The organism is Methylocapsa sp. S129 (assembly GCF_009765995.1).
Classification (GTDB): domain Bacteria; phylum Pseudomonadota; class Alphaproteobacteria; order Rhizobiales; family Beijerinckiaceae; genus Roseiarcus.
The window spans coordinates 415068-430468 of the sequence record NZ_LMUI01000042.1; the positions used below are offsets into that span (position 1 = coordinate 415068).

At 65.0% G+C, this 15401-nt stretch carries 14 protein-coding genes; 8 read left to right on the plus strand and 6 right to left on the minus strand.

Annotated features, from left to right (window positions below; translation table 11 throughout):
- Positions 1–145 precede the first annotated feature (145 nt).
- The 4 genes from GSQ90_RS22615 to GSQ90_RS22630 are packed head-to-tail and all read left to right on the plus strand — an operon-like array spanning position 146 to position 3694.
- The gene (locus GSQ90_RS22615; RefSeq protein WP_158817134.1) at positions 146–913 is read left to right on the plus strand and encodes an ABC transporter ATP-binding protein; all 768 of its coding nucleotides are present in this window, start codon (positions 146–148) and stop codon (positions 911–913) included.
- Positions 910–1632, plus strand: a complete 723-nt coding sequence (locus GSQ90_RS22620) for an ABC transporter ATP-binding protein (RefSeq protein WP_158817135.1) — start codon at positions 910–912, stop codon at positions 1630–1632. The genes GSQ90_RS22615 and GSQ90_RS22620 overlap by 4 nt, the downstream gene beginning before the upstream one ends.
- Complete coding sequence (locus tag GSQ90_RS22625; RefSeq protein ID WP_158817136.1) at positions 1629–2639, plus strand: branched-chain amino acid ABC transporter permease; 1011 nt, start codon at positions 1629–1631, stop codon at positions 2637–2639. Before GSQ90_RS22620 ends, GSQ90_RS22625 begins: the two co-directional genes overlap by 4 nt.
- Positions 2636–3694, plus strand: a complete 1059-nt coding sequence (locus GSQ90_RS22630; RefSeq protein WP_158817137.1) for a branched-chain amino acid ABC transporter permease — start codon at positions 2636–2638, stop codon at positions 3692–3694. The genes GSQ90_RS22625 and GSQ90_RS22630 overlap by 4 nt, the downstream gene beginning before the upstream one ends.
- A gap of 1304 nt (positions 3695–4998) precedes the next feature.
- Here the strand turns inward: GSQ90_RS22630 and GSQ90_RS22635 are convergent.
- Complete coding sequence (locus tag GSQ90_RS22635) at positions 4999–5925, minus strand: LysR family transcriptional regulator (RefSeq protein WP_158817138.1); 927 nt, start codon at positions 5923–5925, stop codon at positions 4999–5001.
- Positions 5926–6066: 141 nt separating this feature from the next.
- Here GSQ90_RS22635 and GSQ90_RS22640 point away from each other — a divergent pair, with 141 nt between their 5' ends.
- Positions 6067–6663: a malonic semialdehyde reductase gene (locus GSQ90_RS22640; RefSeq protein WP_158817139.1), complete on the plus strand. Its 597-nt coding sequence runs from the start codon at positions 6067–6069 to the stop codon at positions 6661–6663.
- Positions 6664–7703: 1040 nt separating this feature from the next.
- On the opposite strand, the gene GSQ90_RS22645 is transcribed toward GSQ90_RS22640, so the two are convergent.
- The 3 genes from GSQ90_RS22645 to GSQ90_RS22655 form a co-directional block, all read right to left on the minus strand.
- A complete protein-coding gene (locus GSQ90_RS22645) occupies positions 7704–8960 on the minus strand; it encodes an RNA polymerase sigma factor (RefSeq protein ID WP_158817140.1) in 1257 nt (418 codons plus the stop codon).
- 12 nt (positions 8961–8972) lie between these two features.
- Positions 8973–9320 carry a YciI family protein gene (locus tag GSQ90_RS22650; protein WP_158817141.1) on the minus strand — a complete coding sequence of 116 codons (348 nt, stop codon included), beginning with the start codon at positions 9318–9320 and terminating at the stop codon, positions 8973–8975.
- 210 nt (positions 9321–9530) lie between these two features.
- Positions 9531–9893: a YciI family protein gene (locus GSQ90_RS22655; RefSeq protein WP_158817142.1), complete on the minus strand. Its 363-nt coding sequence runs from the start codon at positions 9891–9893 to the stop codon at positions 9531–9533.
- Between the two features lie 245 nt (positions 9894–10138).
- Here GSQ90_RS22655 and GSQ90_RS22660 point away from each other — a divergent pair, with 245 nt between their 5' ends.
- The 3 genes from GSQ90_RS22660 (at position 10139) to GSQ90_RS22670 (ending at position 14702) form a co-directional block, all read left to right on the plus strand.
- On the plus strand, positions 10139–12253 hold the full coding sequence (locus tag GSQ90_RS22660) for a 3-hydroxyacyl-CoA dehydrogenase NAD-binding domain-containing protein (protein ID WP_158817143.1): 2115 nt from the start codon (positions 10139–10141) through the stop codon (positions 12251–12253).
- A gap of 16 nt (positions 12254–12269) precedes the next feature.
- Complete coding sequence (pcaF, locus tag GSQ90_RS22665) at positions 12270–13472, plus strand: 3-oxoadipyl-CoA thiolase (RefSeq protein ID WP_158817144.1); 1203 nt, start codon at positions 12270–12272, stop codon at positions 13470–13472.
- Between the two features lie 138 nt (positions 13473–13610).
- On the plus strand, positions 13611–14702 hold the full coding sequence (locus tag GSQ90_RS22670) for a sensor histidine kinase (protein WP_158817145.1): 1092 nt from the start codon (positions 13611–13613) through the stop codon (positions 14700–14702).
- 154 nt (positions 14703–14856) lie between these two features.
- Here the strand turns inward: GSQ90_RS22670 and GSQ90_RS22675 are convergent, their stop codons facing one another.
- Both GSQ90_RS22675 and GSQ90_RS22680 read right to left on the minus strand, forming a co-directional pair.
- Complete coding sequence (locus GSQ90_RS22675) at positions 14857–15018, minus strand: hypothetical protein (RefSeq protein ID WP_158817146.1); 162 nt, start codon at positions 15016–15018, stop codon at positions 14857–14859.
- A 127-nt stretch (positions 15019–15145) separates the two neighbouring features.
- Positions 15146–15400, minus strand: a complete 255-nt coding sequence (locus tag GSQ90_RS22680; RefSeq protein WP_158817147.1) for a DUF1127 domain-containing protein — start codon at positions 15398–15400, stop codon at positions 15146–15148.
- Position 15401: the final 1 nt, after the last annotated feature.

Here is a 15401-nt window from a genome sequence, read left to right on the forward strand (position 1 = left end):
CGGTCGGCGTGATGGTCCCAATTCGGATGCGGTTCGGGGTCGCGCCCAGCTTAACCGCCCTCATCCGACCCGACTTCGTCGGGCCACCTTCTCCCGCGAAGCGGGAGAAGGGGCGCGCGCGCGCTTGCCGACAAAATAACGTCCTATGACCCCCTCCCTTGAAACCAAAGACCTCACCATCCGGTTCGGCGGCCATGTCGCGGTCGACGCGGTGTCTTGCGCGTTTCGTCCGGGCGAGCTGACTGCGATCGTCGGTCCCAATGGCGCTGGCAAGACCACTTATTTCAACCTGATGTCGGGCCAGTTGCGCGCGACCTCCGGCAACGTGTTTCTCAACGGCGCCGACATCACGGGCCAAAGCGCGCCGCAGCGGGCGCGCGCCGGGATCGGGCGCGCTTTTCAGCTCACCAATCTTTTCCCCAATTTGAGCGTTCTCGAAAATGTCCGCCTCGCCGTGCAGGCGCGGGCCGGCGTGCATTATGAGATGACGCGTCCCTGGATGCTGCGCCGCGACCTGATCGAACGGGCGAACGGCGTTCTCGACGAGGTCGCGCTGGCGCCCAAGCGCGATCAGGCCGCCGCCTCGCTTTCGCATGGCGACCAGCGCAAACTCGAAGTCGCGCTGATGATGGCGCTGGAGCCCGATATCTTCATGTTCGACGAGCCGACGGCGGGAATGAGCGTCGACGAGGTTCCCGTCGTGCTCGATCTCATCGCGCGGCTGAAAGCGGACACAACCAAGACGATCCTGCTCGTCGAGCATAAGATGGATGTCGTGCGTTCGCTCGCCGACCGCATCATCGTCCTGCATAACGGACAGCTTGTCGCCGACGGCGAGCCTGGCGCCGTCATCGCTTTGCCGATCGTGCAGGAGGCGTATCTGGGCGCCGCGCCAAGGGCGAGGACGTCATGAGCGCGGGCCTCATCCTGCAGGGTGTCCACACGCATATCGGCCGCTATCATATTTTGCAGGGCGTCGACCTTGTCGCGCCCGAGGGCGAGACGACCATGCTGCTCGGGCGCAATGGCGCGGGCAAGACGACGGCCCTGCGCACGATCATGGGTCTTTGGCGCGCCTCGCAAGGCGCGGTCATGCTGGACGGCGCGCCGATCGCCGCGCTCCATGCCTCGGCGATCGCGCGCGCTGGCGTCGCTTATGTGCCCGAAACGATGGCAGTGTTTTCCGACCTCAGCGTGAAGGAAAACCTTGTGCTCGCCGCGCGCGACGGGCCGCTCGACGATGTCAGGATCGAATGGATTTTCGGCTTCTTCCCCGCCTTGAGAAAGTTCTGGCTGTCGCGCGCAGGAACCTTGTCGGGCGGCCAGAAGCAGATGCTGTCGATCGCGCGCGCCATTGTCGAGCCGCGCCGCCTGCTGCTGATCGACGAGCCGACCAAGGGCCTTGCGCCCGCGATCATCGGCGCCCTGATCGATTGCCTGAAGGAGATCAAGCGCACCGGCGTGACGATCCTGCTGGTCGAGCAGAATTTCCGCGTCGCGCAGGAAGTGGGCGATCACGTGCGCGTCATGGATGGCGGCCGCATCATTCATCAGGGCGCGATGGCGGCGCTCGCCGCCGACAGCGCGTTGCAAAGCCGGTTGCTCGGCCTCTCCTTGGATGCGCATCAATGAGCGTAATCGACGCAGGCGCGGCTCTGCCGCGGCAAAGGATCGACATTCTCCCAGCGCTGACGCCGCTGCTCGTCGCGCTCGTCGCCGCGCCGTTCATCGGCTCGGCCTCGACCTTCGTCACTTTGACGCTCGCCGGCCTTGCGATGGGCATGATGATCTTCACCATGGCTTCGGGTCTGACCCTGGTGTTCGGTCTGATGGACGTGCTCAATTTCGGCCATGGCGCCTTCATCTCGCTGGGCGCCTATGTCGCAACGCTCGTTCTGCTGCCGCTCGCCGGCTGGTCGCAAGCCGATTCGCTTGGGGCGAATCTCGCCGTGCTGCTGCTCGCCTTGCTCGCGGCGAGCCTCGTCTGCGGCGCGGTGGGATTCGTGTTCGAGCGCGTGCTCGTCAAGCCCGTCTATGGCCAGCATCTCAAGCAGATCATGGTGACGATCGGCGGCGCGATCGTCGCCGAGCAATTGCTCTATGCGCTGTTCGGCCCCGAATTCATCCCGCTGCCGCTGCCCGCCTCCCTGCGCGGCTCGTTCATCCTCGGCAATGCGGCGATCGAGAAATATCGGATCGCGGCGACGATCGTCGGTCTTGCTGTTTTCGCCGGCCAGATGCTGATCCTCAACCGCACCAAGATCGGCCTGCTGATCCGCGCCGGCGTCGAAAACCGCGAAATGGTCGAGGCGCTCGGCTATCGCATCGACCGGCTGTTCATCGGCGTGTTCATGGCGGGCTCGGCGCTGGCGGGGCTGGGCGGCGTGCTCTGGGCGCTCTATCGCGAGCAGGTGCATGCCTCGATGGGCGCCGAATTGCTGGTGCTGACCTTCATCGTCATCATCATCGGCGGCCTCGGCTCGGTCGGCGGCTGCTTCATCGGTTCGATCCTCGTCGCGCTGATCGCCAATTATGCAGGGTTTCTCGTGCCCAAACTGGCGCTGGTGTCGAACATCCTGTTGATGGTCGTCGTGCTGCTCTGGCGCCCGCGCGGCCTTTATCCCGTGAGCGGGCGATGATGATCCTGTCGGGCGATGGCCCACGCTCCAAAGCGCTTTCCGCTTTGCTGATCGTCATCGTGCTCGTGTTGGCGCTGGCGCCGTTTCTGTTCCCCGGCGCCAAGCCAGCCAATGTCGCCGCCAATATCTGCATTTCCGTGCTGCTGGTCGCCTCCTACGATCTCTTGCTCGGCTATGCCGGCATCGTGTCCTTCGCCCATGTGATGTTCTTTGGCATCGGCGCCTATGGCGTTGCGATCGCGCTCTACGGCCTCGGCGCAAGCTGGGGTGCGCTGGCGCTCGGCGTTCTCGCGGCCATCCCCGTCTCGGTGGTTCTGGCGCTGGCGATCGGGCTTTTTTCGCTGCGCGTGCAGACGATTTTCTTTGCGATGATGACGCTGGCGGTCGCCTACGCCTTCAATGTGCTGGCCTCGCAGCTCTCCTGGCTGACGGGCGGCGAGGACGGGCGCTCGTTCCAGGTTCCCGAGATTTTGCGCCCCGGCTTCAAACTGTTCGAGGGCGATGTCTTTGGCGTCGCCATTTCGGGGCGCGTGCTGAGCTATTATCTCGTGTTCGTCGTCTGCGCCTTGCTGTTTCTTGTTCTGCTGCGCATTGTCAATTCGCCATTCGGCCGCGTGCTGCAGGCGATCCGCGAAAATCCGTTCCGCGCCGAGGCGCTCGGCTATCGCATCGTCTTCCACCGCACGCTGGCGACCTGCCTTTCGGCGGCGGGCGCGACGGCGGCGGGCGCGCTCAGCGCGCTCTGGCTGCACTATACCGGCCCCGACACCGCCTTGAGCTTTTCGATCCAGATCGACGTGCTTGTCATTGTGGTGATCGGCGGCATGGGCTCGATGTACGGCGCGATCGCGGGCGCGGCGGTCTTCGTGCTTGCGCAGAACTATTTGCAGGCCTTGATGGGCAAGCTTTCGTCCGCTGCGGCTGACGCCGGCCTGCCGCTGCTGCCGGGGCTGTTTCATCCGGATCGCTGGCTGCTGTGGCTGGGGCTGATGTTCATCCTCGCGGTTTATTTTGTGCCGACGGGGATTGTGGGGAGGTTGCGGGGGAGGGGCTAATTCTCCCTCCCCCCTTGTGGGGGAGGGCCGGGGAGGGGGGTCGCACAGGCCTATCAAGAAAAGGTGCTTGCGCCTCGCCGTGGCAGGTCAGCGCGACCCCCCTCCCTAACCCTCCCCCACAAGGGGGGAGGGAATGAGACCCTGTCAGCCCGGCGCGCGCGCGCATTGCCACCAAAACAGTCAGGACAAACGGCCTGAGCGTCATCAAGCGCCATCGCGCCGAAGGACTATGATCGGCGATTGGGTTGGAGGTTGACCCCGCCGTGCAGCGGTTCCTGCAGAACCGGTGGGGAAAGGTTAGCTGGCGCGTACGAAATTATTAATTGGGTTCGCGGGGTTTATTGGCGAAACAATTGCGAAATAGCTACCATGCCGCCAACCCCAATCATTATCATTGGGAAAATCGACTTGTCCGATACGCCTTCCGGTAAAACGAAGCAAGCGTCAGAACGCGAGCAGCGAACCGGAAGCTTTGTACCGATGCGCGGACGATAATTAGCGTAGCCATGAAGTGTGATCTGTCGTTGAGGCAGATGATCCGTATTCTCGATTCTTACGTCCACGTCGTACGTTGGCCTTCTGCTTGTCCATCCAGCCAATCTCAATCTACTGCCGATAACGATGCCGAATGTGGGATAGCTACGCGCCTCCCAGGAAATTCGCGCTCTTCGACCAACGAAAATGCCGTAGCCGACCAAACCTAACCCGAGCGCCAACAAAAGCAGTCTCATAACCACCCCGCATGTTGCACGCCATCAGGCGGGATAATGAGACACCGTAGGACCGTCAACAAGCGCTGTCGGCTACAGTGACTGTTGCGGTCACCTCGAACTGTCGAAAGAATAGCCTTCAAATGGCGACATATGCTGATAGTGCATTCATTTGACATTGCGGGGATGCGATGCGCATTGCACGATTTCCTCAGCGTCCTTTGCCGTGGCCACGCCGCCGAGACGCTGTCAAGCGGCTGCGCCGCTCCTTCACTTCGTTACGGCGCCTTCGGCGTGACTGCGTCTCGTCGGCGCGGCAAGTGGCCTACCAAGACCTTTTGCTGAGCGAAGCGGCCCCAGGGCCGCATTGCTCAGCAAAAGGTCTCGGCAGCCAAACGCCATCGGCGCGCGGAGGGGTCAAGCCCGGCGAATGCGAAGCATTCGCCTTGGGCGAAGAGCCCGCGTAGCGGTCGACTTGACGCCGAGCACGACGATGGCATCCGCGGCCGCCGGCCGAGCCGTCGGCGCGAATCCATGTTCGAGGACCTGCCGAATCTTGGCGCCGGCCTGCCGGTTGCGCGATTCAAGCCGTCATCAACGATCGGCGCGGAATGAGGCGTCCGACCGCTCGCTCTTGAAGGCGTTGACGACGAGTTCGACAAAGACACGCGTCTTGGCCGAAATGAGCGTACGCGACGGGTAGTAGAGCGATATGGCGCCGGCGTCCGCGTACCAGTCCGGAAGCAGCCGGATCAGACCGCCGCGCTCCAATTCGGGCGCCACATCGAACAGGGCGATCAACGACACGCCCAGGCCAAGACGCGCGGCCTCGCGCATCGCGGCGGGGTCATTGACGACGATGGCCTCAGTGAGCGTTCCGGCGATCTCGATCCCATTCGCATTTCGCAGCATCCAGTGACGAATTCGTCCGGTGCCCGGCGGGCGCATGACGATGCCGTGATAGGCGGCGAGTTCCGAGGGATCGGCCGGCGGCGTCCGGCCGGCCATATAAGTCGGCGAGGCCACGGCGACGACATGCACCGGGGCCAGGGTGCGCGATACGAGACCGGGGGCGAGATCGAAGGCGCCGCCGATGGCGGCGTCGTAGCCCTCGGCGATCAGGTCGACGGGCCGGTTCTCGAAGCGCCATTCCGGCTTGATGCGCGGGTATTTCGCCAGCAGGGGCGGCAGCAGCGGCAGGATATGCGTCAGTCCAAACGTCGGGCTCAGGCTGACTTTCAAGACGCCTGCCGGCTCGCTGCTGTGCGCCGCCGCCTCGGCAATGGCGGCCTGGAGCGCATCGAGGTTGCCGTCGATCGAGGCGAGGAACCGCTCGCCGGCTTCCGTGAGCGTCAGTTTGCGGGTCGATCGATGAAACAGCCTGACCCCGAGGTTGCGTTCCAGCATCGCCACGTTGCGGCTGACGGCGGCCGCGGTCAGTCCCAGCCTGCGTCCCGCTTCTGAAAAGCTGCCGCCTTCCGCAGTCCGCGCGAAGGATTCGAGGTTCGCCAGCGTTTCCATAGGGGCCTATCATTTTCAACGATCGCTTGAAATTAAAACAAAATAATACCCGCTAATCAAGCGGTAATCAGGCGCCTATGTCTGCTCCTGACCACATGAATCCTATTCAGGGTTCGCCGCCAAACCGAACAAGGAAATGACATGCCAAACGCGCTTCCATCCGCCTCGCTCGATCAACTCTTTCGCGCCGCCCGAACGCACAAGGACTGGAGCGACCGTCCTGTTGAGGAGGAACTCATAAGGGCGCTCTACGAGCTCCTGAAATGGGGGCCGACCTCGCTCAACTCCTGCCCGGGGCGTTTCATCTTTGTCCGCAGTCCGGCGGCCAAGCAAAAGCTCGCGGGCGCGGCGATGGAGGGCAACCGCGCGAAAATCTTCGCGGCGCCGGTGACCGTCATCATCGGCCACGATCTCGATTTCGCGGACAAATTCCCGACGCTTTTGGGTCACCTGCCGCCCGAACGATTGAAGATGCTGGCCGCCATGAACCCGGTTCCAGAAGTCACGGCGATGCGCAACGGCGCCCTGCAAGGCGCTTATCTCATCCTGGCGGCGCGCGCCCTGGGCCTGGACTGCGGGCCTATGTCGGGCTTTGACAATGACGCTGTCGATCAGGCCTTTTTCCCGGACGGCCGAATTCAATCGAACTTCATCTGCGGTCTTGGCTATGGGAGGCCGGAATCGCTGCAACCGCGCAACGCGCGGCTGGCGTTTGAGGACGTGGCTTATTTCGCATGACGGGCAGAAGAGCGCGGAACGCCCATGCCGCGTGCGCCAGAGGGCGCTCGCCTCGTGCTACGGCTCGCAGGCCGTCGGGATACGCTTTATCCATTCGACTCCGCGCAGTTGTTTCCGGTCTTGCGTGTAGGAAACAGGTCGAAAGCGTCGCGAACGGCGCCTGATTGGTTGCGAAAGCGGGCTCAAAGCGGTTCAGTAACTCACATTTTGGCCTCTCCACGGCCGTCCGATTGAGGCGCCTCGGGGGGAGGGCCACACCGCCGAGCCGCCGACAAGCGGCTGCGCCGCTCCTTCACTTCGTTACGGCCCCTTCGGGGTGACTGCGTCTCGTCGGCGCGGCAAGTGGCCTACCAAGACCCTTTGCTGAGCGAAGCGGCCCCAGGGCCGCATTGCTCAGCAAAGGGTCTTGGCAGCCAAACGCCATCGTCGAGCGGAGGGGTCAAGTCGCGCGAAGCGCCCGCGTAGCGGTCGACTTGACGCCGAGCACGACGATGGCATGCGCGCCGCCTAAGGCGTGGGCGTGAATCCATGTCCACACCGTTACTGCAATACCCGTCCTCATGGCCGGGCTTGTCCCGGCCATCCGCGCGGCGCCGTCGCGAAAACCTTTCGAGGTTGATTTCGGCATTACGGCTTGGATGGCCGGGACAAGCCCGGCCATGACGGAGGGGGGTATCCCATGGTCATCATGAGAATCGCCGTCGCGCAACATTTATTTTCTGAAAAATGAAATCTACGCTAATCTCATAGGCTTGTTTTCCAAAAGGCAGATCGTCCCGCTTTGCACGTCCCCGTCCTGTCTGCCCAAGCAGGAACGCGATCGCCCGGCGGGCTCACAGGCCCGCCGGTTGCGCCAAAAAACACGATGTGGAAGCCCGATGGGGGGCAAGTTCTTGATATGGCTTATTTCGCGGAAGCACGCGTCCTTCCGGGTGGGCGAGAATCAAGGACTTAGCGGGGATTTTGACGGACCGTTTCGGGTCTTTCGGGGGCCGCGGCTATTCCGCGGCGCTTCCATCGGCGACCGCCGTGCGCCAGCGTCAGTGAACGCGCGAACCCTCCGCCCGTCGCTTCTGCAGAAACCGCCGCACGGCGGGGTCCGCCTCCAGCCCGATCGCCTGGTCGTAGGCCTCCTGCGCGGCGGCGATGTCGCCGAGCCGCGACAGGAGTTCGGCGCGCGCCGCCCAATAGGGCTGATAGTCGGCGAGGCGGGGATGGTCGCCGAGCGCGGGCAGCGCCGCGAGGCCTTCGGCCGCGCCGCGCGTTTCGGCGACAGCCACCGCGCGATTGATCGCCGCCACCGGCGAGCCGGTGATGGCGCAGAGCCCATCGTAGAGGCGTTCGATCGCCGCCCAGTCGGCGCCGCCGCCGCGCCGCCGCACGACATGGGCCGATTGGATCGCCGCCTCCAGTTGGTAGCGGTCGAACTTTTCCAGCGCGCTGGCGCGAAACAGCAGCGCCTCGGCTTCGTCGATCAGCCCTTCGTCCCACAGCGCGGTATCTTGGTCGGCGAGCGGCACGAATTCGCCCGATGCATCGCGCCGCGCGCCGCGCCGCGCCTGCGAATAGAGCATCAGCGCGAGCAGGCCGAGCGCCTCGGCCTCGTCGGGCAGAAGCTTGACGACCAGCCGGCCGAGCCAGATCGCCTCCTCGGCGAGATTGCGCAGGCGCACGTCGGCGCCCGCCGGATCGCTCCAGCCCTCGGTATAGGCGGCGTAGATCGCCTCCAGCACCGCCTCCAGGCGCTCGCGCATTTCGGCGCGTTCGGGGACGCGGAACGGAATGCCGGCGCCCCTGATCTTGTTCTTGGCGCGCGCCAGCCTTTGGCCCATCGCGGCGGGCGAGACGAGAAAAGCCGAGCCAATCGCCTCGGCGTCAAAGCCGAGGATCGTCTGCAGGATCAGCGGCGCCCTGATCCCGGCCTCGATCGCCGGATGGGCGCAGGCGAACATCAAGGCGAGACGCTCGTCGGGAATTTGCGGCGTCTCCCAGGCCATGGCCTCAAGCTCCTCCGCCAAAAGCTGCAAATGGTCGGCGGCGGCATCGCCGACCTGTCTGCGCCTGGCGGCGTCGACCATCTTGCGCCGGGCGACCGCGACGAGCCACGCCTCGGGGCATTGGGGCGCGCCGTTGACGGGCCAATCGACCAAAGCGGAAGCGAAGGCCTCCGACAAAGCGTCTTCGGCGCCCGCCACATCGCGCGTTCGCGCCGCAAGAATGGCGACGAGCTTGCCATAGCTTCGGCGCGCCACCGCTTCCGCGGTCTCTGCCGCCCGTTGTTCGCTTTCTCGCGGCATCGAAGGTTTCGATCAATAGATCATGAGGGGGCGAACCTCGACCGCGCCATGCCGGGCGCCAGGGCAACGCGCCGCCCAGGCATGCGCGCTGTCGAGATCCGGCGCGTCGAGGAGGAAGTAACCGCCAAGCTGCTCCTTGCTTTCGGCATAGGGTCCATTGAGCGCCTTGGCTTTGCCCTCGGGGGCGCGCACGACGGTCGCCGTCGCCGTCGCCTGCAAGCCATGGCCGGCCAGAAACACGCCGGCCTTCTTCAACGCCTCGGCATAAGCGCTATAGGCGGCGAAAGTCTCGGCCTTTTGCTCTTTTGTCGCGGCGGCCTGTGCGCCTTCGTTCCAATACACCAACAGCATATATTGCATGACGCTCTCCTCATCTTTCACGGCGGGGCGTCAGGCCCCGCTGTTTCAGTGACGTTCGCGCCGTCACGATTTCGACCGGGCGCCCCAGGAATATTGAGCCGGCATCGCAACAATGGGAAACCAGCGCCGGTCCGATCGACCAAGCGGAGGCGAAAGCGCGCGGCGCTTGCGTCGCCGCCTCGCCCGCGCGCTCGTCGCCCTCTCGCAGCGTTAAAAGTTAGACAACACCATCGGCCTGACGGGCCGGACCTCCATCGTGCCAAATTGCGCGCCGGGGCAGCGCGCCGCCCAGGACAAGGCGCTGTCGAGATCGGGCGCCTCGATCAGGTAATAGCCGCCAAGCTGCTCCTTGCTTTCGATATAGGGGCCGTTCAGCACCTTGGTCTTGCCGTCGGCGACGCGCACGGTCGTCGCGGTCGAGGCGGCTTCCAGCGGATCGCCCGCCTTGAACACGCCGGCCTTTTTCATCGCCTCGGTATAGGCGCCATAGGCGGCGAACATCTGGCCCATCTGCTCTTTCGTCGCATGCGCCCGCGCGCTTTCGTCGCCATAGATCAACAGCATATATTGCATGATGCACACTCCGGTTGCGCAAGGCGTCAGGCCCCGCTGCTTCCATGACGATCGAGCGGATGCGATTTTGACAGGGGGCCGAAAGAATATTTAACCGGGCGTGAGAAGAATGGGAAACCGGCGCGCTCCCCTTCTCCCGCCGGAGGCGGGAGAAGGGGAGCGCGCGCAGCCTCGCTCGATTGCGTCGAAGCAACCGCCCCATTAATGATGCTGCCCGAGGAAACGAGTCTAAGCGGAGCGGAAAAATGCCAGACGATGCTGTCGCGTCCGCGGTCCGGATCGAGAATCGCGGCGATGTCGCGCTGATCCTGATCGACAATCCGCCGGTCAACGCGTCCTCGCAGGCGGTTCGCAAAGGTCTGGTCACGGCGATCGAGGCGGCTAATAAGGACGCGGCCGTCGCGGCGATCGTCATCGCTTGCGAGGGGCGTACGTTCGTCGCGGGCGCCGACATCCGTGAATTCGGCAAGCCGCCGCTGCCGCCGGCGCTGCCCGATGTCCTGACGATCGTCGAAGCCTCGGGCAAACCTGTCGTCGCCGCGGTCCATGGCACCGCGCTCGGCGGCGGCTTCGAGCTGGCGCTCGCCTGTCACGCCCGCGTGCTCGACCCCGGCGCGATTGTCGGCCTGCCGGAAGTCAAGCTCGGCCTCATTCCCGGCGCCGGCGGCACGCAGCGCCTGCCGCGCCTGATCGGCGTCCGCGCCGCGATCGATCTCGCGGCGAGCGGCCGGCAGGTCAAGGCGGATGAAGCGCTGGCGCTCGGAATCGCCGATTCCCTCGCCGCCGGCGATCTGCGCGACAGCGCGATTGCTCTCGCCCGTTCGCTTGTCGGGCGCCCGATCCGCCGCCTGAGCGAGCTTGCGCCGTCGCCCTTCGATCGCGCCGAAATCGACGCCGCGCTGGCCGGAATCGCGCAGAAATCGCGCGGCCAGGCCTCGCCTTTGGTCGCCGCGCGGACCGTGCTGCTCGCCGCCGAACTGCCCTTCGCCGAGGGCATGGCGCGCGAGCGCGCGGCCTTCATCGAATGCCTGCAGAGCGACCAGTCGAAGGCGATGCGCTACGTCTTCATGGCGGAGCGGGAAGCGCCGCGCGCGCCGCAGCTTGAGGGCATCGCGCCGCGCAAGGTCGAACGCGTCGGCATCATCGGCGCCGGCACGATGGGGGCGGGGATCGCGGTCGCCTTCACCGACGGGGGCTTTTCCGTCATTGTGGTCGAGACCAGCGAGGCGGCCGTCGAGGCCGGGCGCAAGCGCATTGCTGCGCCCTGGGACCGCCAGCTCAAATCGGGACGCCTCACCGCCAGTCAGCACGAGGCGCGCAGCGCCAGCGTCGCGGTGGGGAGCGATTTTGCAGCGCTTGCCGCTTGCGATCTCGTCGTCGAGGCGGCGTTCGAGGATATGGACGTCAAGAAGGACATTTTCGCGCGCCTCGGCGCCATCGCCAAGCCGGGCGCGGTCCTCGCCACCAATACATCCTATCTCGATGTTGGAATCATCGCGCAAGCGAGCGGCCGGCCAGGCGATGTGATCGGGCTGCATTTCTTTTCGCCCGCCAATGTCATGCGCCTCGTCGAAGTCGTCGAAGCGCCGGCCAGCGCCAAGGATGCGGTCGCCACCGGCGTCGCCGTCGCCAAGAAGCTTGGTAAGATCGCCGTTGTCTGCGGCGTTTGCGACGGCTTCATCGGCAATCGCATCCTCGCCCATTGGCGCCCGATCGTCGATATGATGGTCGAGGACGGCGCGGCGCCGCAAGGGGTGGATGGCGCGCTGGAGGAATTCGGTTTTGCGATGGGGCCCTATGCGGTCGGCGACCTTGCCGGCCTCGATATCGGCTGGGCGCGGCGCAAGCGCCTCGCGCCGACGCTGAACCCGAATGTGCGCTACGCCTCGACCATCGCCGACGAGCTTTGCGCGCTCGGCCGCTTCGGCCAGAAGACGGGGGCGGGCTGGTACAGCTATTCCGGCGGCAAGAAAGCGCTCGATCCCCTGGTGAGCGGGCTCATCGACAAGGTGCGCGCCCAAAAGCATCGCGAACAGCGTGTGTTTTCCAACGACACGATCCAGCGGCTGGTGCGCGCGGCGATCGTCAACGAAGGCGCGAAGGTCCTGAGCGATGGCATCGCGCGTCGCGCGCTCGACATCGACGTCGTGCTGATCAGCGGCTACGGTTATCCCGCCTGGCGCGGCGGCCCGATGTTCGAAGCCGATGCGCTTGGACTTGGGCGGATCCTCGCCGATATAGAGGAGGCGCATGCCTTCGCTGGCGCGGGCTATGAGCCTGCGCCGCTGATCGTCAGCCTCGCGCGCGCCGATCGCCGTTTCGCCGATCTCGCGCCGGGCGAGGCGGCGGGCGGACAGTAATCATGGAGCTTGTGACATGACCGAAGCATTCCTCTGCGAAGGCGCACGCACGCCGGTCGGCCGTTATGGCGGCGCGCTGTCGTCCGTGCGGCCGGACGATCTGCTCGGGCACGCCATCAGGGCGGTCCTCGCCAAGGCGCCGGGCCTCGATCCCCATGCGATCGATGATGTGTTCGCCGGCTGCGCCAATCAGGCGGGCGAGGATAACCGGAACGTCGCGCGCATGGCGGGCCTACTCGCCGGCCTACCGACGAGCGTTCCGGGCGCGACGATCAACCGCCTGTGCGGTTCGGGCCTCGATGCGATCGGCACCGCGGCGCGGGCGATCCGCGCCGGCGAGATCGATGTCGCCATCGCAGGGGGCGTCGAATCCATGTCGCGCGCGCCTTTCGTGCAGGGCAAGGCGGCCGAGGCTTTTTCGCGCCATGTCGAAGTCTATGACACGACGATCGGCTGGCGCTTCGTCAATCCGCTGATGAAGGCGCAATATGGCGTCGATTCGATGCCCGAGACTGGCGAGAACGTCGCCGAGGAATTCCAGATTTCGCGCGCCGATCAGGACGCCTTCGCGCTGCGCAGCCAGGCGCGCGCCGCCGCCGCGCAAAAGAATGGCCGGCTGGCGCGCGAGATTGCGCCCGTCGAAATCAAGGACCGGAAGGGCAATGTCACGCTCGTCGAGCGCGACGAGCATCCGCGCGAGACCAGCCTCGACAAACTCGCCGCTCTGCCCACGCCCTTCCGCAAGGGCGGCACGGTGACGGCGGGCAACGCCTCAGGCGTCAACGACGGCGCCGCCGCCGTGATTGTCGCCTCGGGTGAGGCGGTCAAGCGCTTCGGGCTGAAGCCGCTGGCGCGCATCATCGGCCTGGCCACGGCGGGCGTCGCGCCGCGCATCATGGGCTATGGCCCCCTGCCGGCGACGGTGAAGCTAATGGAGCGGCTGGGTCTCAAGATCGGCGATTTCGGCGTGATCGAACTGAACGAAGCCTTCGCCTCGCAGGCCCTCGCCGTCTTGCGCGGGCTGCATCTGCCCGACGATGCGCCGCATGTGAACCCCAACGGCGGCGCCATCGCCATCGGCCATCCCCTCGGCATGTCGGGCGCGCGCCTTGCGCTGACCGCTGCGATCGAAATGAACGATCGCGACGCGCGGCGTGCGCTGGCGACGATGTGCATCGGGGTCGGGCAGGGGATCGCGCTGGCGCTGGAGAAGGCGTGAGGGGAGGGAGCAGGAGGCCAAAATGGACCTCCGGGGCTCGGCCCGCTCGGCTTCGGCAACGCGCTTCCTTGTTCCCTGGCCCGATTTGTGAGCCTATCGTTCGCCAGAAATGTCATTCTGACGACAGTGAGCCATCGTATGAACGAAGAAAGCGGGAAAGCCGAGCAAGTCGAGACGCTTCTCGCCACGCCCGATCTGGCCGACGCCCTCGACAGCGAGGCGTTCAGGCGTTTTCTCGATCAAATTCCGATCGCCATCATTATCGCTGAAATGAAGGATCCCGAACGGATCGTCTACGCCAATCCGGAATTTGAGAAACTGTCCGGGCAGGCCGCGTCCGAAGTGACGGGAAAGCGGTGGAGCATTCTCAAGGGCCGTGGCGATGCGGAGAGCGAGACGCGCGACCTTGGCGCGGCCATCGTCGAGTCGACCGATTTCGTCGCGACATTCAAGATCGAACGCGGGGATCAGGAGTTTTCCATCGTCGACGCCTATTCCAATGTCATCGAGGATGATGACGGGAAGCCTTGCTATCGGCTCGCCGCGCTGGTGGATGTCGGCGCGCACGGGCAGGAGCGCGAAGAGCTTGAGCGTGCGGTTCGCGAAAAAGACACGCTGCTGATGGAGGTCCAGCACCGGGTCAAGAACAATCTGCAGATGATCACGGCGCTGATGCGAATCGAGGCCAGGAACGCGCGCGGGCGTATGGACACCGCGCCTTTCGAACGTCTGGCGGGGCGGATCGAATCGATCCAGCACCTCTACGCTCTGTTGGCGGATCACGGGCCGAAAGATGAGATCGACCTTGGCGTCTATCTCAGCAAGATCGCTTCTTCGGTGTTGAGTTCGCACGCGGTCGAGGGCATCCGGCTCGATCTGAAGCTCGATCCTTATCCGGTGTCGGTGAATGTCGCGATGCCGACGGGGCTGGTGGTCAATGAGCTTCTGACAAACGCCTTGAAACATGCGTTCGCCGGCCGCGACAGCGGCGCGATCACGCTGAACAGCCTGTCCGATGGCAACGGTTGCCGCATTGTCATCGCCGACAATGGAATCGGCCTTCCCGAGGGAATCGTGTGGCCCGAGCGCGGCAAACTTAGCGCGTTGATCGTCCAATCCCTGCGCGAGAACGCGAAGGCGAGCGTCGAGACCGAATCGAGCCCCGGAAAGGGCACACGCACGACAATCGTCTTCTCGCGCGCGGCCGCGGCGCCGCAATCAGCGGACTGATCCCTTTTAGAGCGACGATCGCGCCGCGCGCGTCTGCGTGAAATTGCGGGCTCAGCCGAAGGACCGGCGCCCGGGCGAAGCTGAATCACGTCGATGGCGCGGACGGCGTCCGCGCCATCGTCTGGCGTAGTGGAAAAGCCGCGCCGGCCTGCGGTTATTTTTTGGCCTTGGCGTGCTTTTCGGGATCGTTGCGCTGGTCATCGAGGATGCGCGCGGCCATCCGCTTGATGTCTTCCGGCGTCGCCTTTTCGGGATGCGTCATAAAAACAGCGGCTTTGTGGACAATGTCTTCCTGAGGCTTATGCTTCTCGCTCATTTCAACCTCCCGTCCCGTTTCTGATCTGTGAAACCTCCCGCAAATATCGGGCGCGCGCAAGAGCGCTTCGCCCGGATGGGGAAATTCCAGCGACAGTTCATTCCGCCGACGCGCGTAGCCTGCCGCTCTACCGGCCGTCCCGCTCTCTGACGCGCATCGCGAAAACCCGGGTGGGATCATCGCCCAACGGCAGCGCGGAAGCGTCGCGCAGGTCCTGGCGGGTCAGGCGGATATCGGCAAGCTCGCGGTCGCTCATGCCGGCGAGTTGGCCCATGGCCGCGCGCGCGGCCGCCACGCGAAACGGCCAGGAGGCGACCCGCTGCAAGGCCGCCCAGGCCGGCGGCGTCGGTGTCGTTTGAAAAACCTGTCTCGAATGGAACATG